Annotated in this window: 17 protein-coding genes; 12 read left to right on the forward strand and 5 right to left on the reverse strand. The window is 65.8% G+C overall.

Annotated elements, in window-relative coordinates:
* Nucleotides 1–48: 48 nt before the first annotated feature.
* The 3 genes from IPK66_13025 to IPK66_13035 form a co-directional block, all read right to left on the reverse strand.
* On the reverse strand, nucleotides 49–1,158 hold the full coding sequence (locus IPK66_13025) for a TIGR03032 family protein (GenBank protein MBK8176137.1): 1,110 nt from the start codon (nucleotides 1,156–1,158) through the stop codon (nucleotides 49–51).
* Between the two features lie 117 nt (nucleotides 1,159–1,275).
* Entirely contained in the window at nucleotides 1,276–3,624 is a 2,349-nt protein-coding gene (locus tag IPK66_13030) for a calcium-binding protein (GenBank protein ID MBK8176138.1), read from the reverse strand.
* 157 nt (nucleotides 3,625–3,781) lie between these two features.
* Nucleotides 3,782–6,181 carry a calcium-binding protein gene (locus IPK66_13035; protein ID MBK8176139.1) on the reverse strand — a complete coding sequence of 800 codons (2,400 nt, stop codon included), beginning with the start codon at nucleotides 6,179–6,181 and terminating at the stop codon, nucleotides 3,782–3,784.
* A 358-nt stretch (nucleotides 6,182–6,539) separates the two neighbouring features.
* Here IPK66_13035 and IPK66_13040 point away from each other — a divergent pair, with 358 nt between their 5' ends.
* The 6 genes from IPK66_13040 to IPK66_13065 all read left to right on the forward strand — a co-directional run bounded on the left by IPK66_13040 (nucleotide 6,540) and on the right by IPK66_13065 (nucleotide 13,115).
* Nucleotides 6,540–7,295, forward strand: coding sequence for a DUF599 family protein (locus IPK66_13040; GenBank protein ID MBK8176140.1), 756 nt, complete (start codon nucleotides 6,540–6,542; stop codon nucleotides 7,293–7,295).
* A gap of 108 nt (nucleotides 7,296–7,403) precedes the next feature.
* Complete coding sequence (locus tag IPK66_13045) at nucleotides 7,404–8,180, forward strand: carbonic anhydrase family protein (protein ID MBK8176141.1); 777 nt, start codon at nucleotides 7,404–7,406, stop codon at nucleotides 8,178–8,180.
* Between the two features lie 111 nt (nucleotides 8,181–8,291).
* Complete coding sequence (locus IPK66_13050) at nucleotides 8,292–9,317, forward strand: ABC transporter substrate-binding protein (protein ID MBK8176142.1); 1,026 nt, start codon at nucleotides 8,292–8,294, stop codon at nucleotides 9,315–9,317.
* A 31-nt stretch (nucleotides 9,318–9,348) separates the two neighbouring features.
* Nucleotides 9,349–11,460 carry a HAMP domain-containing protein gene (locus IPK66_13055; protein MBK8176143.1) on the forward strand — a complete coding sequence of 704 codons (2,112 nt, stop codon included), beginning with the start codon at nucleotides 9,349–9,351 and terminating at the stop codon, nucleotides 11,458–11,460.
* 4 nt (nucleotides 11,461–11,464) lie between these two features.
* The gene (locus IPK66_13060; GenBank protein MBK8176144.1) at nucleotides 11,465–11,911 is read left to right on the forward strand and encodes a response regulator; all 447 of its coding nucleotides are present in this window, start codon (nucleotides 11,465–11,467) and stop codon (nucleotides 11,909–11,911) included.
* Nucleotides 11,912–12,083: 172 nt separating this feature from the next.
* A complete protein-coding gene (locus IPK66_13065; protein MBK8176145.1) occupies nucleotides 12,084–13,115 on the forward strand; it encodes a class 1 fructose-bisphosphatase in 1,032 nt (343 codons plus the stop codon).
* 148 nt (nucleotides 13,116–13,263) lie between these two features.
* On the opposite strand, the gene IPK66_13070 is transcribed toward IPK66_13065, so the two are convergent.
* Together IPK66_13070 and IPK66_13075 are read right to left on the reverse strand one after the other, a co-directional pair.
* The gene (locus IPK66_13070; protein MBK8176146.1) at nucleotides 13,264–13,683 is read right to left on the reverse strand and encodes a dehydratase; all 420 of its coding nucleotides are present in this window, start codon (nucleotides 13,681–13,683) and stop codon (nucleotides 13,264–13,266) included.
* A 21-nt stretch (nucleotides 13,684–13,704) separates the two neighbouring features.
* Nucleotides 13,705–14,145 carry a MaoC family dehydratase N-terminal domain-containing protein gene (locus IPK66_13075; protein ID MBK8176147.1) on the reverse strand — a complete coding sequence of 147 codons (441 nt, stop codon included), beginning with the start codon at nucleotides 14,143–14,145 and terminating at the stop codon, nucleotides 13,705–13,707.
* 332 nt (nucleotides 14,146–14,477) lie between these two features.
* On the opposite strand from IPK66_13075, the gene IPK66_13080 reads away from it, so the two are divergent.
* The 6 genes from IPK66_13080 to IPK66_13105 all read left to right on the forward strand — a co-directional run bounded on the left by IPK66_13080 (nucleotide 14,478) and on the right by IPK66_13105 (nucleotide 22,381).
* On the forward strand, nucleotides 14,478–15,179 hold the full coding sequence (locus IPK66_13080; GenBank protein MBK8176148.1) for a DUF4410 domain-containing protein: 702 nt from the start codon (nucleotides 14,478–14,480) through the stop codon (nucleotides 15,177–15,179).
* A gap of 430 nt (nucleotides 15,180–15,609) precedes the next feature.
* Nucleotides 15,610–17,496: a glutaminase A gene (glsA, locus tag IPK66_13085; GenBank protein ID MBK8176149.1), complete on the forward strand. Its 1,887-nt coding sequence runs from the start codon at nucleotides 15,610–15,612 to the stop codon at nucleotides 17,494–17,496.
* A gap of 721 nt (nucleotides 17,497–18,217) precedes the next feature.
* Nucleotides 18,218–18,415, forward strand: coding sequence for a 50S ribosomal protein L35 (gene rpmI, locus IPK66_13090; protein ID MBK8176150.1), 198 nt, complete (start codon nucleotides 18,218–18,220; stop codon nucleotides 18,413–18,415).
* A 12-nt stretch (nucleotides 18,416–18,427) separates the two neighbouring features.
* On the forward strand, nucleotides 18,428–18,820 hold the full coding sequence (gene rplT / locus IPK66_13095; GenBank protein MBK8176151.1) for a 50S ribosomal protein L20: 393 nt from the start codon (nucleotides 18,428–18,430) through the stop codon (nucleotides 18,818–18,820).
* A 58-nt stretch (nucleotides 18,821–18,878) separates the two neighbouring features.
* The gene (pheS, locus tag IPK66_13100; protein MBK8176152.1) at nucleotides 18,879–19,949 is read left to right on the forward strand and encodes a phenylalanine--tRNA ligase subunit alpha; all 1,071 of its coding nucleotides are present in this window, start codon (nucleotides 18,879–18,881) and stop codon (nucleotides 19,947–19,949) included.
* 5 nt (nucleotides 19,950–19,954) lie between these two features.
* Nucleotides 19,955–22,381, forward strand: a complete 2,427-nt coding sequence (locus IPK66_13105) for a phenylalanine--tRNA ligase subunit beta (protein MBK8176153.1) — start codon at nucleotides 19,955–19,957, stop codon at nucleotides 22,379–22,381.
* The last annotated feature ends 123 nt before the right edge of the window (nucleotides 22,382–22,504 follow it).

Raw genomic sequence — 22,504 nt, forward strand, 5'->3', positions numbered from 1 at the left:
CGAAAATCGCCGGCGCCGCGGTGTCGCTTCCGCCGGCGTCGCGCCGGCTCACGGACCCGGCGATAGTGCGGCGGGCTCGCCTATGGTGATCGCGCGGCGGACCTCGTCGGTGAGCACGCCCAGCGGCATTGGCCGCTGGCAGTCGGGCAGGGCGACGACGTCGTAGAGCTCGCCGATGTCGCCCTCGATGTGCAGCCAGTGAACGAGGTCGCCCGAAGCAAGGTCGATGATGACGATCCCGCATCGCGCGTCGACGTCGCGCTCGGCAAGCGCCCGGTCGAGCGCAAGGCCGGAAAAGGCCATGTCGCGACGGGGCTTGGAAAGTCCGGCGATGGCAAAATCCTTGTGAAAGGCAAGGCCGCGCAGATAACCGGGGCAGAAGGTCATCCGCTGGAAGGCGCCGGTCGCGCGGTTGACCTCGCCGAACCAGCCAGTACCGGACTCGAGTACGAACAGCCGGTCCCGCCACAGCCGCGGCGAGTGCGGCATCGATAACCCGGTGGTCAGCAGCCGGTCGGCGTCGATGTCGACGAGGCAGCCGCCGTCCTCGCGCCGGTCGCGCCAGCCGGAGGCCGCGTCGCTTCGGCAGATCGCCGAGGCGTAGCGCGGCCGGCCGTCCGCCATCGCCATGCCGTTGAGATGGCAGCGGTCCTCGGCGGCGATCTTGCTGATGAACGGCGGCTTCCATAGCGGCACGAAGCTATGGGCGTCCGACGGCCGGGCGAGGCACGAGTAGAGCGTGTTGACGAAGACCGCCCGCCCGCCAGCGTCGACGCCGATGTCATGAATGTCGAGATCGCCGGTGGTATAGGCGACGCGCGGAACGAACAGCCGGTCGTAGCCGCCGCGCGTCTCGCCCGGCGCCAGCACGTTGCGGAAGTTCCACAGCTGGTAGAGCGAGCTCATCCACATCTGCTCGCCATCGCACCACAGCCCCATGCAGCGCGGAAAGCTGCGGTTGGCGAAATGAAAGCGGCCGTTGTCCTGCAGGCCGACGAGAAACATCAGCCCCGCCTGGTAGGTGGTGAAACCGAGGCTCAGCTTATGCTCGGCCATGAACGCGGTGAGCTGGCGCGAGGCGAGAAAGCGGAACTGCGGGACCGGCAGGGCGGCGGCAGGTGCAGGATGGTCAGCGGTGGCGGCGAGCTGGGTGGTCATCGAACTCATTCGGCAAGCATTACGATCGGCAGAGCGGGGACGCACAAGAACAACGCGCGGGGGAGGAAGTCCCCATCCCCGGTGCGCCGCGGGCTCCATGCTAGCACGCCGCCACGATCATGCGATCAGGATGACACCGCTGTCGATGAGTTGCTGGAGGCTGAGGGTGGTCGTGAAGTCGTTCAGACGGACGAGATCGTAAGTCGTCCCAAAAAAGTCCCCCTGCACGATCGTACTGGTGCCATCGGTCGAAAGGCCGCTGACGTGAGGGTATGGAGCTCCGCTGAAGTCGAGGACGTCGCCGGCTGCGAAGTCGGTGATGGTATCGACCGGCGGTTGCCACGTAAAAGTCGGCGAGGCGATGTTCTCGAAGTCGCCGTTCGTCCAAACGAACCGGTCGGTGCCGGGACCCCCGGTCATGCTGTCCGCGCCCAGTCCCCCTTGAAGGACGTCGTTGCCCTTGCCGCCGATCAGCGTATCGCCGAACAGGCCGTCGCGACCGGTGAACGTGCCGTCGATGTGGAGCAAAATGTCGGAACGGAGAGTATCGTTGGTATCGCCGATCAGCGTATCGTTGCCCTCACCACCGACCAGGATGTCCTGAAAGGCGGTCACCGTATCATCGCTGCCGCCGACGATGCCGATATAGGGGGCATCGCTCTGACCGCCGATCTTGAAGGCGTCGCCGACCAGCAGGTCGTCGCCAGCGCCGCCTTGCAAGGTGTCGTTGAACGCCGAGACCGCATTGCTGGCACCGCCGAGTGCCACAGTCGAACCGCTGCCGTCGCCCCCGGCATTGACGCTGAGATCAAGTGTACCCTCATACGCGGTATTGGGGTCGCTGATGAGGATGTCGCCGACCAATGTATCGGCACCGTCATCCCCTTCGAGACGGTCATTGAAGGCCACCGCAAGGTTGGCATCGCCACCCGTCCCGCCCGCTCCGGCGGCATAGGCTTCGCCCTTGCCATCGCCGCCATTGCCCGCCGCGGCGGTCAGCGAGAGGTCCCCATTAGAGTTGCTCACCTCGATGTCGCCGACCAGCCAGTCATTACCGTCGCCGCCCCTCAAGTCGTCCGAGAAGGCATGGACCGAATTCGTACTGCCGCCGTTGCCGCCGTTGCCGTAGTAATTGTTGGTCGTGGCAGTCACCGAACCGCCGGAACCGGCGGCGACGCTGAGGCTCAGCGCGCCGGTGGAATCGAACAGTGCGACGTCGCCGACGACGCGATCGGCGCCGGTGCCGCCGAGCATCAGATCATTGAAGCCGCCGGCGTAATTCGCGCCTCCACCAGCGCCACCCGACGGACCCTGGTAGGTTCCGATCAACGAGGCGTCGTGTCCGCAACCGGCGGAAACGGCGAGGCCAACGTCGCCCGCGGACAGCTGGTTATAGACATCGCCGACCACCGTATCGTCGCCATTCCCGGCGACGACGTGGTCGTTGCCGACGAGCGCGGCGTTGCCGTCGGTGCCGTGTCCGCCGGTCGTATCGCCAAAACGGCCCGCGGCACCATTTCCACCGTCACCCGCCGAAACGACTCCGGTGGTTGTGCCATGGCTGGAAAACCTCAGAACATCGCCAGAGATCAGGTCATTGCCATCGCCGCCGCGTAGTGTGTCGCTCGCCGCGAACGCGCGGTTATCATCGCCACTGCCTGCGACACTATACCCACTCGCACCAACACCGGCGGCGACACTCAGCGCGACCGTTCCGAACTCAAAGGTCGAAAGGACGTCACCGGCGAGCACATCGTCGCCGCCTGCGGCGACCAGCGAGTCGGCAAAACCTCGTGCAATGTTGTCTGATCCGCCAGCCTGCGGAAAGGCTTCGAAATAATGACCACGAGATGCGACGGCGGCGCCGTGGCCGACGGAAATGGCGAGAGTCGTATTGCCGAGCGCGACCGATCGGAAGACATCGCCAGCCAAAACGTCGTCGCCGTCGACTCCATTGATCGTGTCCGCAAAGGCACGTGCGAGGTTGTTCGATCCGCCGCTACCAACCGGTGCCGCCGCGGTCGAGCCGCCGTCGCCGACGGCGATCGAAAGGTCAACATCACCCTTGCCGCTGGCCAGCACGTCGCCGGCTATGACATCGTCGCCAGCTCCACCGTAGAGCGAATCGTTGAACGCGAACGCCCGGGCATTGCTGCCGCCCGAGCCCGCGGAAGAGTACGTGTAGTCTGGATAACTGTACCGGGTCTTCCCGCCGGCGCCGACACGGCAGAGCAGCGCGGCGTCTCCGCCGCCGCTGACCAGAACATCGCCGACGATCAGATCGGCGCCGTCCGATCCGCTCAGCGTCTGCGCAAAGCCGCGCACGATCTCGCCATCGGCACCGCCGACGACGCTATCGGCGTTGCCGGCGCCAAGCGTCAGGCCGGCGCCGCTTCCGTCCTCGTTGGTGATGTCGCCGACAAGACGCGCCAACCCTGCCGGCCAGACCGGCGCAATGAGTCCCATGTGCGTTGATCCCCCCCCCTTAAGAAGAAACGAACTTTGCTATTTTAAACGTTGCACTGCCAAGTGTCAGACGGCGCCTTTGGCCGGAACCATCAGCATAACACTCTGCCCGAGCTCCAACAATCACAGGCCAGAAGAAACAGCCGAGGCCAGCGGATCAGGCGATCAGGATGACGCCGCTGTCGATGAGGTCCTGGACGTCAAGGGCCGTGGTAAAACCGGCGAGCCGGACGAAGTCATCGTGGCTGGGGCCACCGCTTGCGTTTACGCCGACGATGGTCGCCCCGCCGTCGACGCGCAGCGAGATGTAGGTCGCATCCGGCGCAACGCCGACCGGGAAATTGAACGCGGCGAAGTAGCCGCTGAGATCGAGGGTATCATTAAGGTCGAAGTCGGTGATCGTATCGACCGGCGGCAGGCCAGGGGCAAAACTCAGATCGTCGAGCGTCCAGACGAAGCGGTCGGCACCTCCACCGCCGGACAGGGTGTCCGTGCCGAGCCCGCCGGCGATGACGTCGTCGCCGCCTCCGCCCGCCAGCGTGTCGGCGAACATCAACGGCAGGCCGCCGAACGTACCGCCCGGCGAGAGAAGCGCGGAAAAGCCGGCGGCGCCGTCAAAGAAATCGCCATAGAGCGTATCGTTACCGTCGCCGCCATCGAGGCGGTCGCGAAAGGCGGTCATTTGATTGCCGGCGTCGCCCGCGGCATCGATCCGCAGGATCAGGCGCTGGTCGAGGGTATCGATGGCCAAGAACACGTCGCCAACCAGCAGATCATCGCCGTTACCGCCCGCGAGCGTATCGTCGAACGCCTGCACGACGTTGTCCGCGCCACCGTTGGCGGCGCCTGCGGCACCCTGCGCGCCGACGCGGACGCTCAGCGTTGCCCGGGTCAATTCAAACGGCGCGCCATCGGCGAACGACGCGGCGAGATCGCCGACGAGAACGTCGTTGCCGTCGCCCCCGGTCAGGATGTCGTTAAAGGCGGCCGCCGTATTGTTCGCTCCGCCCGTCCCGCCAATGCGGTCGTAACCATAGCCGCCACAGCCGGCGGACGCAGCCAGCAGGATCGTGCCGGATGCATGGTCCGACAGGACGTCACCTGCGAGGGTGTCCGCGCCGCCGCCGCCGTCGAGCGTATCGTTGAATCCGCTTGTCCGGTTGGCATCGCCGCCGTCGCCGCCGAGGGTGCCGTAGCTGCTGACGCCGCCGCTGCCTGCCGCCGCCAACAATGTCATCGCACCGTCATCGTCGAGCCCGCGCGCGTCGCCGACGATAAGGTCGGCGCCGTTGCCGCCGCTGAGCAGGTCATGGAAGGCACCCACATCATTGTCGCTGCCCCCGTTGCCGCCGACCCCGGCATCGCTGGGGAGTGTGGCGCCGCTCCCCGCCTCGGCGGTCAGGGAGACGTCGCCCGACGCGCTGACGTGTGCCACGTCGCCGACGAGCACGTCGTCACCGTTGACGCCGAAGAGCACATCCATCGCCGCTCGGTCGAAATGACCGCTGCCGCCTTCCGCCGCGATCGTCGTGCCGATCTCGCCGTAAATCGCCGTGCCGCCACCGCCCGCGGAGACGAGAATCTCGGCGCGGTCGTGACTGAACAGGCGATAGACGTCGCCGATCATGACGTCGCCACCGTCGCCACCGCGCAAGGTGTCGTCAAACGCGAAGATACGCCCGTCGCCGCCGCCGTTGCCGCCGGGTGATCCGTCTCCGCCATCACCGGCCGCAGCGGCGAGATGAACCACGCCGGAATCGCTGATACCGAAGACGTCCCCGACGAGCGTATCGTCGCCGGACGTGCCGATCAGCGAATCGTCGAACGCCCGGACGACGGCGTCGGTGCCGCCGTCGGCGCCGATCCCGCTGGCGGCGTCGGCGCCGGTCCCCGCAAGGGCGTCGAGGGTAATATCGCCGATGGCGAACGCGCGGTGAACGTCACCGACAATGAGATCATTGCCATCACCGCCCAGCAGGGTGTCGTTGAACGCGCGGATGGTGTCGGCGTTGCCTGCAAGGCCGCTGAGCGCCACGCTCGACGAGCCGCCACGGCCGCTGTCGGCAGTCAGGGTAATCAGCCCCTTTCCCGCCGAGAAGACATCGCCGACCAACCGATCATCGCCGAGCCCGCCCAAAAGCTGATCGTCGAAGGCGGTGAGCTGGCCGCTATCGCCCCCGCGACCGGCACCAATCGCCCCCTGCGCGGCCGAGACCTCGCCGCCGGCGCCGGCGAGGGCGAGAAGGCCGACGGTCCCCCCGCTGCCGGCGAGGACATCGCCTGCGACGGTATCGTCGCCGGCCAGGCCGTTCAGCGTCTGAAGCGCGACGGTCGCGATCTCTGCATCCACGCCGTCCACGGACTCCTCGGCGTTTGCGGCCTCGGCGGCGAGGGCGACGCGGGCGCCCGCCGGCACCTCGGCGTCACCTGCCAGCCAGTCGTTGACGGAGGTGGCCGCCTCTGCGGCTGCGGTGCTGAAAGCGTCAATCGATTCATGCGCGGCGACGAGGCTGCTGATAGCGTCAGCGCTCCGCAAGCGAAAGGTTTGCGTGCCCATCGTCTTGTCCCTTCGACTCTGACGGCGTCCGCCATTTCATTCCCTGGGGTCATTCCCTGGGGCCGGCGGCTCATTCCGAGGATGATTAGTAGCGTCCAGTAGTGGGCCTTCCTAGCTTTGGCTTGCCTGCGCGCAATTTTGTGACAGCCTGTGAAACGGGTAATAACCGTCATGCGAGAAGAAGCGTTGATCCTGAGCGGGGTAGGAACGAGCGTTGGACGACTCGCCTGGCGTAGCCCCTCGCCAGCGGATCACGCCCCGGCGGCCGGGAAGCGATGGCCGATCATCGCGGGATGCGGGCAGCGGCGCGACGGCTTCGCGCCAGTTGTTGGTTGCGAACGAGGAGAGAAAGAGCACCATGGCGGGCGAATTCTCCACGCTGGATATCGTCGCCGTTACCAACTTCTTCGTCGTCTGGGTCGTCTACCAGGCCCTGTTTGACGGGCGATGGCGACGCCGCACGAGCATCAATGCCGCGCTCGCGTCGCTGCGCCGCCATTGGATGCGCGCGTTGCTGGTGCGTGAGAACCGCATCGTCGACTCGACGCTGGTCGGGCACGTCATCCACAGCGCGTCCTTTTTCGCGTCAACGACGATGTTCGTCGTCGCCGGACTGATCGGCGTGCTGGGATCGGCCGACCGTATCTACGCCGCCATCGGCAACATCACCCTCCTGCTCGGCGGCGGCCAGAGGCTGTTCGAATGGAAGGTCGTGCTGCTCATCGCGATATTTATTTATGCTTTTTTCAAGTTCACCTGGGCGCTGCGCCAGTTCAACTACTTCTCCGCGGTCGTGGGTAGCGCTCCGGACGCGCGCCGCGAGTCCATCGACGTCGATGCCTACGCCGAACGGATGGCGGCGGTGCTGACGTATGCGGTCGGCGAGCTGAATGCCGGCGTGCGCGCCTACTACTTCGCCTTCGCCGCGTTCGGCTGGTTCATCGATCCGCGGGTTTTTATCGTTGCGACCGTGCTGATGGTTCTCGTCATCGCCCGCCGCCAACTCGTCTCGCCGACGGCAAAGGCGCTGCGCGAACACGGCAAATGTCTCGATGACCGACGCGAAGGCGTCGCGGACGATTACCGCGAAGGCGTCGCGGACGATCGCCGTTGAAACTTTACCCGGACGAGATCACCAGCACTTGCGCGCTTAACCCGACGGGGGTAGTTTTTTTGCTAAACGTGCCCGTTTACGCCGAAGTCTTGAGCAGGGAGCACCGGCATGCATAGACGATCCGTCCTTAAAGGCGTCGCAATGGGGCTCATGAGCGTTTGCCCGGTGTGTGCCGCGCTGACGAGAGCTGCTGCTGGCGAGGGGCACGGCCCGCACTGGGACTACGAAGGTGACGCGGGACCGATGCTCTGGGGAGATCTTGAGCCGGCATTTAAGGCGTGCGCGCTGGGAACCCAGCAATCGCCGATCGATATCGGAGCGGCGATCCCCGCCGAGCTCGGCAGTCTCGATATCGCCTGGAAGCCTATTCCCCTGCGCATCATCAACAATGGCCATACCATCCAGGTGAACTGCGAGCCGGGCAGTACCGCCCACATTGCCGGCAAGTCGTACGCTCTTGCCCAGTTTCATTTCCATCATCCAAGCGAGCATCTTCTCGTCGGCAACCACTTTGAAATGGAAGCGCACTTCGTTCATCTGTCTGCCGAACGGGAAATCGCCGTCGTCGGCGCCTTCATCCGCGCGGGGAGTGAAAATAAAGCACTGGCTCCCGTGTTTGACGCCATGCCGGAGAGCGCCGGCCCGGAGCAGGTGGTGGCAGGCGTGGTCGTCACTCCCGAAGACGTGCTGCCGCAGGATCGGACGTACTTTCGCTACTTTGGCTCCTTGACGACACCGCCGTGTTCCGAAGGTGTGCTGTGGACGGTACTGCGCGACCCGATCGAGGCGTCGGCGGAGCAGATTGGACGATTTGCCACGTTGTTCCCGATGGATGCGCGGCCGACGCAATCGCTCAACAACCGGTTCGTCCTGCAGAACATCTGAGGCCCATCCCAGTCCTCAGCCGCGTTTGTCATCGTCGCCCGAGGCTCCTGCCACCGGGTGACCGTCGTGTGTTCGCGGCCGCCTTCGTCGCCCTTGCCTTGAGTCGGTGCGATGGCCGATCATTCGGCCATCGCACCGGCATGGCACCGATCGACGGGGGAGGCCGACCTGGCACGCATGCAACTGTTGGCGTGGGCGTTCGCTGCCCTCGTCGTCGTCTGCTCGCCCCCGGCGCCGGCGGCCGATCCCGGCGCTTATGCCGGCCGGCGGGTCCTGCATATCGATTCCTATCACGCCGGCAACGAGTGGAACGACCGGATTGATGCGGCCATCGCCGCGGCGTTCGCCGGTACCGGCGTCGATCTCAAGGTGGTCTTTCTCGACAGCAAGCGCCACGCTTCCGAAGCCGAGATCGAGGTTGCCGCGCTGCGGATCAAGGAGGAGATCGAGCGGTTCGCTCCCGATGTGGTGACGGCGAGTGACGATCCGGCGGCGAAGTATGTGATCGCGCCCTACTATAAGGACGCGGCGCTGCCGTTCGTCTTTTGCGGATTGAACTGGGACGCCGCCGCTTATGGCCTGCCATTCACCAATGCGACCGGCATGATCGAGGTCTCGCCGATCCCGCAGATCATTCGCCTTCTGCGCCCGTATGCGCACGGACCGCGTCTCGGGTTCCTCGCCGAGGACACCGAAACGAAGCGCAAGGAACTCGAATACCACCGCAAGGTGTTCGGGATCGCTTACGATAAGGTGTATTTCGCCGATACCTTCGCGCAGTGGGTCGAGGCGTTCGAACGGGCCCAGGACGAGGTCGACATGCTGCTGATCCTCGGCGTCGGCGCCATTCATGACTGGGACGCCCGAGCCGCGCGCGAGCTTGCCGCGGGCGGCTCGCGAATTCCCGCCGGAACCGACTTTTCCTGGCTGATGAATGTCTCGCTGCTGGGCGTGGCGAAGGTTCCGGAGGAGCAGGGGCGATGGGCCGCCGAGGCGGCGATGGCGATCCTCGACGGTGTCTCGCCATCGCGGATTCCGATGACCTATAACCGGGAGGGACGGCTTTATTTCAACCCGACCATCGCGGCGCGGCTCGGCGTTACCAACCCGCCGCCGCTGGCCCAGCTTGTTCCTTGAACGAACGCGCGACGGCGCGGGCGCGTGATCGATGCGCACCCGCTCGTTGATCGGCCGCACGCTCGGGCAGGTCGCGGTGCGCATCGGCGTCGTGGTCACGATCGCCTCGGTGCTGAGCTACTGGCAGGTGCGCTCGGCGCTGCAAGATCAGGCGCTCGCCCAGCTCTCGACCTATGCGCACGAGCGACAGGCGCGGGAGAGCATCGCCTTCGTTCTCTCCGCCGACCATCTCGAGACCTTTGCCGAACGCTACCTCGCGGAATATCGGGCGCGCGATCAGGCACCGGACGATCAGGCGATCGCGGCGCGGTTTCGCTCGTTGTTTCATGCCGATCCATCCGGGAACCTTCGCCTCGATGCGAGCGTCTATCGCAGCTCCGGGATCACCGGCTATGTCGGGCGGTTCAGTGAGGTCTCCTTTGATCTACAGCGGCGCCTGCTGGTCGCGCTCGACGTGCTGGCGCGGTTCGGACCGGCGTGGCGCAACCGCTTCGTCAACCTTTACGTCATCACCCCTGAGCATGCGGTGCTGATGTACTGGCCGAACCATCCGTGGGCGCTGGAGGCGAGCGACTGGGAGATCGAAGGCAAGCTGTCTTTGATATCACCCGCATCCGCCGGCGTCGTCCAACTCGCGACGCCGGAGCGAAAGGTGGGCACGCGCCTGTGGTCAAACCTTTATTTCGACTACGGAGTCGATGACTGGCTGGTTTCGGGGATCGAGCCGGCGAACCTTGACGGCCGGCATCTGTTATCGGTCGGAAACGATATTCTGTTGCGCGAGCTGCTCGACCGCACCTTGCACTCGGACATTGAGGGCGCCTATACCGCCATCTTCCGCGACGACGGCGGCCTGATCGCGCATCCGCGGTTCATGGAGGCGATCCTCGCCAACGGCGGGGCATTGACGATCGAGCAAACGGCTGATCCGCATCTCCAGCGGATCTTCGATCGTGCCCGCAGCCGCAGTGGAAACGAGACGATCGTTGAAAACGTCGGCGATGACGAATACCTCGCGGTCTCCCGGCTCGAGGCACCGGGGTGGTGGTTCGTGACCGTCTTCCCGCAGGCGGTCGTCGCCGCGCGGGCCTGGGCGGCGGCGCGCGGCGTCTTTCTGCTCGGTCTGGCGGCGCTCCTGCTCGAGATCGGAATTCTTTATCTCGTGCTGAAGATGCAGGTGGCGCGACCCCTGCATAGATTGGTCGAAGCGACCCGCCAGATCGCCTCGGGGCGACCGCACGGCGCGATCGACGTCGAGCGCGACGATGAACTCGGCGCGCTGGCCCGCTCGGTCAGCACCATGGCGGCGGAGATTGAGGCGCGCGAGGCTGTGCTCAGCGAGCGGTCGACCACGCTCGCCGAATTGAACGACCGCCTGGAGCGGGAGTTGGAACAACGTCGGCGCAGTGAAGCGACAATCGCCCGCCAGCATGAAATGCTCCGGCAGGCGGAAAAGATGAAGGCGCTTGGCTCTCTGCTTGCTGGCATCGCCCATGAACTGAACAACCCGCTCTCGGTGGTCGTCGGCCGGTCGGTCCTGCTGGAAGAAAAGCTGCGTGGCGGGCCACAAGGTGAGGCGGCGCAGAAGCTGCGCGGCGCCGCCGAGCGCTGTGGGCGCATCGTCAAGGCGTTCCTCACCATGGCCCGGCAGCAGGCGAGCGCCCGCCAGCCGGTCCGCTTGCCCCACGTTTTCGAGCAGGCGCTTGAACTCGTGTCCTCGCGGATGCGCAGTAGTGGTATCGTGGTCGAGGTGGACCTGCCGGCTGAGCTGCCGGAGATCCTCGGCGATGCCGGTCAGCTCGGCCAGGTGTTCAGCAACCTTCTGCTCAACGCCCAGCAGGCGATGGCTGAGCATGACGGCGAGCGCCGCGTGCGGGTGAGCGGTGCGTTCGACGGCGACGCCCGCGCCCTCGTCGTGACCGTCGCCGATACCGGGCCTGGCGTTCCGGCGGACATCCGCCACCGCATTTTCGAGCCGTACTTCACCACCAAGCCGGTCGGCGTAGGCACGGGCATGGGATTGTCGATATGCTATCGCATCATCGAGGTTCACGGCGGGTCTTTCGGCCTCTGCGCCGACGCCGGGCGTGGCGCGGTCTTCGTCATGACCCTGCCGGTGATGCCTCGACCGGGAGCGGGATAAGAGGATGGCCGGGCACAACGATCTCGCGGCAGACCGCCGCCGGGTGCTGATTGTCGACGACGAGGCCGACATCGCCGAGATCCTCGCCGAAATCGTCATGGGCGAGGGCCACCTTGTCGAGGTCGCGGCCAACGGGCGCGATGCCCTTGCCCGCATCCGCGCTTCGGCGTTCGATCTTATTCTCAGCGATCTGATCATGCCCGAACTCGACGGACCCGGGTTTTGGCGCGCCTTGCGCAGCACGGCGCCGCAGATGCTCACCCGCATTGTCTTCATCACCGGGGATACGCTGGGCGAGCCGGCGCAACGCTTTCTCAGCGAGGCGAATCGGCCGGTGATCGAAAAGCCATTCGTTCCAGATGAGGTTCGCCGGGTGCTCCGCTGCGAATTGGCGGCCGGCGCTTCCACAGGTGCCTGTGGGACTGCCTCGGGGGGCATGCCGCGGCGCTAGCCGCTGCGATTGTGCGTCTGCGAACCATTTTTCGCTTATGCACGCAAATTCAACATAGCTATATTGCGTCTGCAGCACAACTCATGCGCGTGTCAATGAGCCGGGTACGCGATAGACTCACGTGTCGATTTTCAACCCGCATGGCGGGCTCCACCTCGGCAGGGGAACAACAATGCCGCACACCAGAACGACCATTACCCATTTCCTCATCGAAGAACAACGCCGGCTCGGCAAGAGTGGTCATTTCACCACGCTAATCAGCGATATCGTTACCGCCTGCAAGATGATTTCGCACGAAGTCAACCGCGGTGGCTTGGCAGGAAATCTTGGCCTAGCAGGCAGCGAGAATGTCCAAGGTGAAGATCAAAAAAAGCTCGATGTTCTCGCCAACGATATTTTCATGCACTTGAACACGCTCGGCGGTAACTATGCGGGTATGGCCTCCGAAGAAGTCGACGACGTGCACGTGATTTCGACGGGTGGTCACAGCAATTATCTTTTGTTGTTTGATCCGCTCGACGGATCGTCCAACATCGACGTCAATATTTCTGTCGGCACGATCTTCTCGATCCTGCGCTGCCCCGAGGGGGTGACCCAGCCAGGCGAGGCCGAGTTCATGCAGCCGGGGGTGCAACAGGTCGCGGCGGGATACGCGCTCTATGGCTCGTCGACCATGCTGGTGTTGACGACCGGACGCGGCGTCAATGGCTTCACGCTCGACAACGCCATCGGCGAGTTCATCCTCACCCATCCAAACATGCGCATTCCTGCCGAAACCAACGAGTTTGCCATCAACGCGTCGCGCGCCCGCTTCTGGGAGACGCCGGTGAAGCGTTATATTGACGAGTGCCTTGCCGGCAAGGAGGGACCACGTGGCAAGTCGTTCAACATGCGCTGGGTGGCATCAATGGTCGCGGAAGTGCATCGGGTATTGTGCCGCGGGGGCGCCTTCCTCTACCCGATCGATGCGGAGAACCGGGCGAAGGGCGGCAAGCTGCGGCTGATGTACGAAGCCAACCCGATGAGCTTCATCGTCGAGCAGGCGGGCGGCGCGGCGAGCACCGGCCGGGCGCGCATTCTCGACCTGCAGCCGCGCGAACTGCACCAGCGTTGCGCTGTCATTCTCGGCTCGGCGGAAGAGGTCAAGCGCCTCGATCGCTATCACCGCGAACACGACGCGATGGCGAAGGTCGCGGCGGAGTAACCATCGAGCGTCAAGGCGCGTTCGTTGGCGTTCAAGCAGCTTGGAAGGGAATTGGGCGGGCGGCGGCTATGGATGCCGCCGCCCGGATCTTTTCCGATAGGGCCGGATCAGATCGGCGGGCGGCGGCATCGCTTTCGCTGTCAGACGATCAGGCGAGGGCGACGATGGCTTCGCCCGTGGCTTTGACCTCGCCTTTTTCATTCACGGCGGAGAGCGCGAGCTTGACCAGCTTTTCGCCGTTGGCTTCGGATTTCTCCGCGACCTTGCCGGTGCAGACGATCTTCTCGCCGACGCGGGTGATCGCCTTGAACTGGGTGAAGAAGCTGCGCACGGTCGTCTGCGGCGCGAACGCGGTCACCGATCGGCCGAGATAGGCCATCACCAGCATGCCATGGGCGAAGACGTCCGCCTCACCGGCGGCCTTGGCGTAGTCGATGTCGATGTGCATCGGGTTGTGGTCGCCCGAGGCGCCGCCGTAAAGGGCAAGCGTGGTGCGCGAAATCGGCGCGTTTTCCAGGCGGATCGGTTCGTCGCCGACGTTGAGGTCGTCGAACTTCGGTGCGGTCATGACGATGGTTCCTCCCCTCGCTCAGTTACGGACGACGATGACGCGTTGCAGCTCGGCAACGAGCACGCCATCCTGGTTGGTCGCCGTCGAGTCCTCGACGATGAACTCCAGCGCGCCGCCTTTCTTGTCGTAGATGTCGGATACCTTGGTTACGAAGGTGATCTTGTCGCCGGCGCAGATCGGCGCGTGATACTTGAAGCTCTGCGAGCCATGGAGGATCTTGCCGACCGGCACGCCCATCGCCGCGATGTTGTCCCAAAGAGAGTTGGTTTCCATTTCGAGACAGAAAGTAAAGGTCGGCGGCGCCGGAAGCGCCTTATAGCCGGCGGCGATCGCCGCGGCCTCGTCGGAATAGATCGGGTCGGTCTCGCCGATCGCCTTGGCGAAGAATTTAAGGCGTCCCTTTTCGACGTCGACGGTCAGCGGCGGTGTCGTCCGCCCGATGTGTTTTTTATCGATCATTTCCCCACCCTCGATGTTGTGGATCGTTCTTGCGTCAAGGGCCGCGTTCTGCGAGCGCGACGGCCACGCAACGCCTGTCCCAGAGCCGATTCCGCAAGCGCCTCGGCACGCGGCAGCTTCGCGGCTCGATGAGGGCAAGTCAAGGCGGGCACGGCGCAATGCCGCCTCGCGTGGGAAGCGGGCGCGATCCCTTGCAGCGGCAATTGCGCGACCGGGTGCAAAGTCCCCGATTGCATCACGTGCGATCGGCTCTACATTCGCGGAAGCGATCGCGGTGCCTCCCACCCGTTGCTTCACCGTCTCCCCGCGCCCGGCCCGCCACGGAGATCGTCATGACCATCGTTCGCCACACCGCTGCCGTCATCATCGCAATCCTCGTTCTCGCCGGGTGCGCATCCAGCGAAGTCACTGCCTATCAGCCCTATCAGGGAAAGTTGGTCCGCCCGGAGCGGATTGTCGTCTATGATTTCGCCGCGACGACGTCCGATCTTCCCGCCGGCTATCCGATCTCCGGCCCCGGGCTCGCCGCGGCGCAGCCGGCGGCCGAGCAACTCGCCCTCGGCCGCAAGCTTGGCGCCAAGATTGCCGGCGATCTGGTCGCCGATCTGCAGAGCTTCGGCCTGCCGGCGGTACGGGCGGCAGGCCAGCCGGCGCTTGCGCTCAACGACGTCGCCGTCGTCGGCTACTTCGCCACCCTCGACGCTGGCAGCGCCACTGAGCGGGTCGCTCTCGGCTTCGGTGCCGGCGCCGCCGACCTGCAAACGGTGGTCAACGGCTTCGTGATGACCGCGCAAGGGGTGCGTCCGCTGGGCTCGGGTACGGTCGCCGCCGGCAGCGGCAAGACTCCCGGCGGCGCCGTGCCGCTGGTCGTCGCCGTCGCCACCGCCAATCCTCTCGGCCTCGCCGTTTCTGGCGCGGCAAAGGCCTACGGCGAAGCCTCCGGCTCGGAGACCATCGAAGGCGCCGCCGACCGTACCGCCCAGGACATCGCCGCCAAACTCAAGCTCACCGCCGAGCGTCAAGGCTGGATCTGAGAAGCGCAACAGCACATTATACAACTTATTGCAGTAACGTTTATCCATTTTGCAATGTTATTGCGTTAAATATCGAAATCCTGGTCTCCGTCATCCTGGTGCCGGGCGTTCTGGCAACCCTGTTTGGCAGAATCAAACAAGCGCAAGCGCCGTAGCGCTTTTGACGTCGCAACGAATCGAGCCACGGCGGGAACGGCGCGTTGGCTAAAACCCCGTCCGGCCCTCGCGCGGGGCCCAAAGAAGCGTGGCGACTCTCTGCCCCTGATCAACCTACGGATGAGGTGGCAGGCGCGCCCCCGGCGAGCGGGGCGCCGTTGTTCTCAACTGCGACGTTGATTAACATTTGTGCAGTGGCGCGCTGTGGACACTTTATGGGCACTCATCTAGCATCGTTGGCAGGGAGGCTTTCGCGCAAAGGAGAATGCCAACAATGGGCGAGCTCAGGGATTTCGTCGGTGCAAACTATGATCCCGATGAGGCGACCGGCGATCGCTCGCCGATCCTCGCCTGCCTCGGGGATCTTTTTGAGCGTTTCCGTGCCGATGCGACCGGCGCCGTCGCCACCTACATTCCCGAGTTGGCCAAGGCCAATCCCGAGCACTTCGGGGTGTGCATCGCCACCCTCGACGGACAGATCTACGAGCTTGGCGACAGTCGTCAGCCGTTCACCATCCAGTCGGTTTCGAAGCCGTTCTGCTACGGGCTCGCCCTCTGCGATCAGGGGAGCAAGGCGGTGCTCGATCGTGTTGGCGTCGAGCCAAGCGGCGATGCCTTCAATTCGATTGTTTTCGATGAGCGCAGCAATCGGCCGTTCAATCCGATGGTCAACGCCGGGGCGATCGCGACGACCTCGCTCATTCGCGGCGCTTCCCACGAGGAGCGCTGGGAAAGGATCATGGGGATGTTCGCGCGCTTTGCCGGCCGCCCCTTGTCGGTCGACGAGGCGGTCTTTCGCTCGGAGAAGCTAACCGGTCACCGCAACCGCGCCATCGCCTATCTCGAGCTCAACGCCGGGATGATCGAAGAGCCGGTCGTCGAGCATCTCGACCTTTACTTCCGCCAATGCTCGATCCTTGTCGATGCCCGTGACCTTGCGATCATGGCGGCGACGCTCGCCAACACCGGGGTCAATCCGCTTACCGGCGAACGGGCGCTGCCGGCATGCCACGTGCGCAGCATGCTCAGCGTCATGCAGAGCTGCGGGATGTACGACTTCTCGGGCGAGTGGGGCTTTCGCGTCGGCCTGCCGGCGAAGAGTGGGGTGGGGGGCGGTATCATCGCCGTGCTCCCCGGCCAGTTCGGCATCGGCACGTTCTCGCCGCTCCTCGATCCGCTTGGCAACAGCATCCGCGGCGTCCGCTTCTGCGAGGCGCTGGCCGAGAGCTTCAATCTCCATGTCTTCGACAGCCATCCGACCGCGAGGTCGGCGATCCGCCGCAGCTACTCCGGCGCCAAGGTCCGCTCCAAGCGACTGCGGCGCCTCGACGAACAGGAGACCCTTGCGAGGATCGGCGGGTGCGTCCATGTCTACGAGTTGCAGGGCGACCTGTTCTTCGCCTCAATCGAACAGGTGGTCCGCAAGATCGATGCCGACCTCTCTCGCCTGTCCTATGTGGTGCTCGACGGTAAGCGCGCCGCGCGCGTCGATCGCAGCGTCTGGCCGGTGATCGTCGAGGTGCGGGCGCGCCTCGACGAGCGGGGCGTGACCTTCCTTCTCGCCGGCTTCGGCGCCGACGCGCTGGCCGCGCTGACGCCGGAGGGAGAGGCGCCGTTCCCGGCGGAGGTCGTCTTCGCGTCGGCGGACGAGGCCATCGACTGGTGCGAGTGCCAGCTGCTCGCCGCTCGCGACGGCCGGCCGGTGGCCGCCTCGGCCATTCATGCGCTCGCCGGAATGGATCTTGCCGCGGGGCTCAGCGAGGCCGAGCTCGCCCACCTTTCCGAAGTGGTCTCGCTGGTCGCTTACGGACCCGGCGAGTTGATCATTCGCGAGGGCGATGTGGCCGATGCGCTCTACGTTCTCGCCGCCGGATCGGCGACGGTGCAGGTCGCCCTGCACGGCACCGGCAAGCACCGGCGCCTCGCCGCCATCGGCCTCGGCGTGACCTTCGGCGAGATCGCCCTGTTCGACGGCGGCACCCGTCTCGCCGACGTCGTCGCCGGCCCGGCCACCGCCTGCTACGTCCTGCCGGTCGCGAGGCTCAAGGCCATCACCGAGGCGTCACCCGAGCTCGGCATGAAGCTGTGGCTGAACGTCGGCCGCGCCCTCTCGCACCGCCTGCGCCAGGCCAACGACGAGATCCGCTCCCTGGAAGGATGACGCGCGCGGGTGGCGGGTATCGATAAGTGCGTTGCTTGCGCGATGGTTGCCGCAGCGTCTCAACTTAAAATTCACTATCAGCAAATGTACTCTCTTTCGAAGCGCTGCGGCAATTACTATACTATTGTTTATTCTTAGTCAGAAATAAAAGGATGATTAAGATATGACCAATGACCAGTTAAACGAAATTTGGGATCAACACCATAAACGCAAATATAGATACGGGAATGTAGTATGTAGCACCAATAGTGACGGAAATGATATAATACAAACTAATGATGAAGCTTGGGAACGCAAGAATGGATGTAAGATATGGGATAAAATCCCACCACTTAAGGGGAATCTTTGATCTATCTGAAGGATGCGGCGATCTGAATGACCAAGTCCCCACACGGAGAGACGCGTCCCGACCACGTGTGGCACGCGTAGGTCAGAATAGCCGAAGGCGTATTCCGACGCATGCCTGGCGATGCTCCAACGCATCCAGCGGATCGTGAGCGTTGCCCTTAACCGCCCGACACGGAAATCGTTGCCCCTGGCGAAACGCGCGCTTTCAAACCGAGATACCCCATCCGCGCCGGCTTGCAAATCTGCCGGCGCCCGCGTATAAACCGCGCTTCCCGCGGCGCTTTGCGAGTGGTCCGGCTGTCAGGGCATGCCCAGCCGCTCATCGCCGCCGCCCGCCGCTTGCGGCGGGCTCCACCGCAACGAAAGGTGTGAAATGCCCAAGCTGAAGAACAAGTCGGCGGCCAAGAAGCGATTCAGCTTCACCGGCACCGGCAAGATCCGCGGCAACGTCGCGTTCAAGCGCCACAACCTGCGCAAGCGGCCGCAGAAGATGAAGCGCCAGGCGCGCGGCAGCTTCGTTCTGCCGCCCGAGGGCCAGATCGTCGCCGCCAAGTACTTCCCCAACATTTAAGGAGACGCCCTCATGGCCCGTGTCAAGCGGGGCGTCACCACGCACGCCCGCCACAAGAAGGTTCTCGACAAGGCGAAGGGCTACCGCGGTCGCTCGTCGACCAGCTTTCGCATCGCCTTGGAGAAGGTCGAGAAGGCCCAGCAGTACGCCACCCGCGACCGCCGCAATCGCAAGCGCACCTTCCGGGCGCTGTGGATCCAGCGGATCAACGCCGGGGTGCGCGCCCACGGCATGACCTACTCGCGGTTCATTGACGGTCTCGCCAAGGCCGGCATCGAGGTCGACCGCAAGATCCTCGCCGATCTCGCGGTCAAGGAGCCGGAGGCGTTCGCGGCGCTGGTCGGGCACGCGGCGCGCGCACTCGCGGGCGGCGCGGATACGGTAGCGGCGCCGGCGGCGGCATAAGGCCGCCTTCGCGCCAGAAAAGGCCGGCCCAAGACCGGCGCGGGGACGGGCGAAGACCATGCAGGACCTAGCGAGCGTACGCGCCGAACTGCTGGCGCAGGTCGAGCGCGCCGGCGATCAAGGTGCGCTCGAGCGGCTGCGCATCGCCGAGTTCGGCAAGAAGGGCCGGATCACGGCGCTGATGAAGGACCTCGCCGGCCTCGATGCCGAGGCGCGGCGGGAGCGCGGCGCCGCGCTCAACGTGCTCAAAAACGAGCTTGCCGCTGCCCTTGAGGCACGCAAGGCGGCGTTCGCCGATGCCGCGCTCGATGCCCGGCTGATCGCCGAGCGCATCGACGTCACCCTGCCGGTGCGCCCCGAGCGCGCCGGGCGCATCCATCCGATCAGCCAGACCATCGACGAGGTGATCGCCATCTTCGGCGAGATGGGCTTTGCCGTCGCCGAAGGCCCGGACATCGAGGACGACTGGACCAACTTCGGCGCGCTCAACATCCCGCCCGAGCATCCCGCCCGCCAGGAGATGGATACCTTCTATCTGCCCGGCGAACGCGACGGCCGGCGGCTGGTGCTGCGCACCCACACCTCGCCGGTGCAGGTGCGCACCATGCTCGCCGGCGCCCCGCCGATCCGCATCATCGCCCCCGGGCGCACCTATCGCTCGGACTACGATGCCACCCACTCGCCGATGTTCCATCAGGTCGAGGGGCTGGTCATCGACGAGACGACGACGATGGCCCACCTCAAGGGCTGCCTCGAGGGCTTCCTGCGCGCCTATTTCGCCGTCGACGACCTGCCGGTGCGCTTCCGGCCCAGCTATTTCCCGTTCACCGAGCCTTCGGCGGAGGTCGATATCGGCTGCTCGCGGGCGGGCGGGACGCTGAAGATCGGCCACGGCGCCGACTGGCTGGAGATCCTCGGCTGCGGCATGGTCAATCCCAAGGTGCTGGCCAACTGCGGCATCGATCCAGAGCGCTACCAGGGCTTCGCCTTCGGCATGGGGCTTGAGCGCATCGCCATGCTCAAGTACGGCATTCCCGATCTGCGCACCTTCTTCGAATCCGACCTGCGCTGGCTGCGGCATTACGGTTTTGCCGCGCTGGAGCGGCCATCGATGGTCGAGGGGCTCTGAGCGCCGTGAAATTCACCCTCTCCTGGCTGAAGGACCACCTCGAAACCGCGGCGAGCCTCGACGAGATCACCGCCCGGCTGCCGATGATCGGCCTCGAGGTTGAGAGCGTCGTCGATCGCGCCGCGCCGTTGCGCGACTTCGTCGTCGCCGAGGTAATCTCTGCCGCCCCGCACCCCAATGCCGACAAGTTGCAGGTGTTGAGCGTCGATACCGGGTGCGAGCGGCTGCAGGTGGTGTGCGGCGCACCCAACGCCCGTGCCGGCCTCAAGGGCGTGTTCGCTAAGGTGGGCTCGGTGATCCCCGACGGCGGGGTGACCTTGAAGCCGGCGAAGATCCGCGGTGTCGACAGCTCGGGGATGATGCTCTCCGAGCGCGAGATGCAGCTTTCGGATGCGCACACCGGCATCGTCGAGCTTCCCGCCGACGCCGTCGTCGGCTCCGCCGCCGCCGAGGCGATGGGCCTCGCCGATCCGCTGATCGACGTCGCCATCACCCCCAACCGCGGCGACTGCCTCGGCGTGCGCGGTATCGCCCGCGACTTGGCCGCCGCCGGGCTCGGCCGCCTCAAGCCGTTGGATGTGGCGCCGGTCAAGGGGGAAGGAGCCTGCCCGATCGGCGTGCGTCTCGCTTTCGCCGAAGGAACCGGGGACGCCTGCTCTTACTTCGCCGGGCGGCTGATCCGCGGTGTCGTCAACCGGCCGAGCCCCAAGTGGCTGCAGGACCGCCTCACTGCGGTGGGCCTGCGGCCGATCTCGGCGCTGGTCGATATCACCAACTACGTCACCGCCGATCTCTGCCGGCCGCTGCACGTCTTCGATGCCGACCGACTGACGACGCACACAACCGGCGGACTGACCGTCCGCCTCGCCGGCGAGGGGGAGACGCTGGCGGCGCTCAACGACAAGACCTACGCGCTCACCCCGGAGATGACCGTGGTTGCCGATGATGCCGGCGCGCAGGCGCTGGGCGGGGTGATCGGCGGCGAGCCGACCGCCTGCAGCGAGGCGACGGTCAATGTCTTCGTCGAATCGGCGCTGTTCGATCCGGTGCGCACGGCGATGACCGGCCGGGCGCTGTCGATCGCCTCCGATGCCCGTTACCGCTTCGAGCGCGGCATCGATGCCGCCTTCGTCGAGCCCGGCCTTGAGGTCGCCACCCGGCTGATCCTCGAGCTGTGCGGCGGCGAGGCGAGCGAGGTGGTCGTCGCCGGCGCCGCGCCGTCCGCGCCGGCGCCGATCGCCTTTCGCCCGCGGCGGGTTGAGACGCTCGCCGGCGTTTCCGCCACGGATGCGGAGTGCGCGGCGATCCTTGCCGCGCTCGGCTTTGCCGGCCCGTTTAGCGGTGAGACATGGAGCGTCGGCGTGCCGAGCTGGCGCAACGATATCGCCGGCGAGGCCTGCCTCGTCGAGGAAGTGGTGCGCTTGATGGGATTCGCCCGTATCCCGGCACTCGACCTGCCGCGCCTCGCCAGCCTGCCGGCGCCGGCGCTCACCCCGGCGCAGCGCCGCCGCGCCCGGGTGCGGCGGACGCTCGCCGCCCGCGGGCTGATCGAGGCGGTGACCTATTCGTTTCTCGCCTCCCGCGCCGCGACGCTGTTCGGTGGCGGCGACGATACCGGCGGCGGTGGCTTGCGCCTGGTCAATGCGATCAGCGCCGATCTCGATACCATGCGCCCATCGCTGCTGCCCAACCTGATCGAGGCGGCGGGGCGCAATGCCGCGCGCGGCCAGAAGGACGCGGCGCTGTTCGAGGTCGGCCCGCAGTATGCCGGCAGCGCTCCCGAGCAGCAGGCGATCGTCGCCGCGTCGGTGCGCGCCGGGCGCAGTGGCGAGCGGCACTGGGCGGTTGCCGTCCGACCGGTTGATGCCTTCGACGCCAAGGCGGATGCGCTCGCCGCGCTCGATGCCGCTGGAGCGAGGACCGACAAGCTGACCGTCGAGCCGCTCGCTCCCGCCTGGTACCATCCCGGTCGCTCCGGCGCGCTCAAGCTCGGCCCCAAGCAGGTGCTCGCCTGGTTCGGCGAGGTTCACCCGCGCGTCCTGCAGCAGCTCGGCGTCGCCGGGCCGATCGTCGCTTCGGAGGTCTTCCTCGATGCCGTCGCGCCCAAGGCGCCGTCCACCGCGGCAAGGCCGGCGCTGACGCTCTCGGCGCTGCAGCCCCTTGAGCGCGACTTCGCCTTCGTCGTCGATGCCGGGGTCAGCGCCGATGCCGTGGTCCGCGCCGCCCGCGCCGCCGACAAGGCGCTGATCGCCGATGTGCGCGTCTTCGATGTCTACGAAGGCGGCAGCCTCGGCGAGGGGCGCAAGTCGCTGGCCATCACCGCGGTGCTCGCGCCCGCCGAGCGCACGCTGACCGACGCCGAGATCGACGCGCTCGGTGCCCGGCTGATCGCCGCCGTCAGCAAAGCCACCGGCGCCACCTTGCGCAGTTAAGCCGCCGGCTCAGCGCGGCGGCACAAGCGGCTCAGCGCGGCGGCACAAGATCGGCGGCGGAGCTTGGCGCGCCGCGAACGTCTCGGCGTCTCATGGACTGCGGCATCGCTGTCGGCAACACTG

Source organism: Rhodospirillales bacterium, from assembly GCA_016712595.1.
GTDB lineage: Bacteria > Pseudomonadota > Alphaproteobacteria > Rhodospirillales > Defluviicoccaceae > Defluviicoccus.

Coding starts and splice junctions, on each gene's coding strand:
- IPK66_13055 (MBK8176143.1), top strand. CDS start 9,349: ATGCGCACCCGCTCGTTGATCGGCCGCACGCTCGGGCAGGTCGCGGTG.
- IPK66_13065 (MBK8176145.1), top strand. CDS start 12,084: ATGCCGCACACCAGAACGACCATTACCCATTTCCTCATCGAAGAACAA.
- IPK66_13050 (MBK8176142.1), top strand. CDS start 8,292: ATGGCCGATCATTCGGCCATCGCACCGGCATGGCACCGATCGACGGGG.
- glsA (MBK8176149.1), top strand. CDS start 15,610: ATGGGCGAGCTCAGGGATTTCGTCGGTGCAAACTATGATCCCGATGAG.
- rplT (MBK8176151.1), top strand. CDS start 18,428: ATGGCCCGTGTCAAGCGGGGCGTCACCACGCACGCCCGCCACAAGAAG.
- IPK66_13025 (MBK8176137.1), bottom strand. CDS start 1,158: ATGACCACCCAGCTCGCCGCCACCGCTGACCATCCTGCACCTGCCGCC.
- IPK66_13035 (MBK8176139.1), bottom strand. CDS start 6,181: ATGGGCACGCAAACCTTTCGCTTGCGGAGCGCTGACGCTATCAGCAGC.
- rpmI (MBK8176150.1), top strand. CDS start 18,218: ATGCCCAAGCTGAAGAACAAGTCGGCGGCCAAGAAGCGATTCAGCTTC.
- IPK66_13030 (MBK8176138.1), bottom strand. CDS start 3,624: ATGGGACTCATTGCGCCGGTCTGGCCGGCAGGGTTGGCGCGTCTTGTC.
- IPK66_13040 (MBK8176140.1), top strand. CDS start 6,540: ATGGCGGGCGAATTCTCCACGCTGGATATCGTCGCCGTTACCAACTTC.
- IPK66_13045 (MBK8176141.1), top strand. CDS start 7,404: ATGCATAGACGATCCGTCCTTAAAGGCGTCGCAATGGGGCTCATGAGC.
- pheS (MBK8176152.1), top strand. CDS start 18,879: ATGCAGGACCTAGCGAGCGTACGCGCCGAACTGCTGGCGCAGGTCGAG.
- IPK66_13080 (MBK8176148.1), top strand. CDS start 14,478: ATGACCATCGTTCGCCACACCGCTGCCGTCATCATCGCAATCCTCGTT.
- IPK66_13070 (MBK8176146.1), bottom strand. CDS start 13,683: ATGACCGCACCGAAGTTCGACGACCTCAACGTCGGCGACGAACCGATC.
- IPK66_13060 (MBK8176144.1), top strand. CDS start 11,465: ATGGCCGGGCACAACGATCTCGCGGCAGACCGCCGCCGGGTGCTGATT.
- IPK66_13075 (MBK8176147.1), bottom strand. CDS start 14,145: ATGATCGATAAAAAACACATCGGGCGGACGACACCGCCGCTGACCGTC.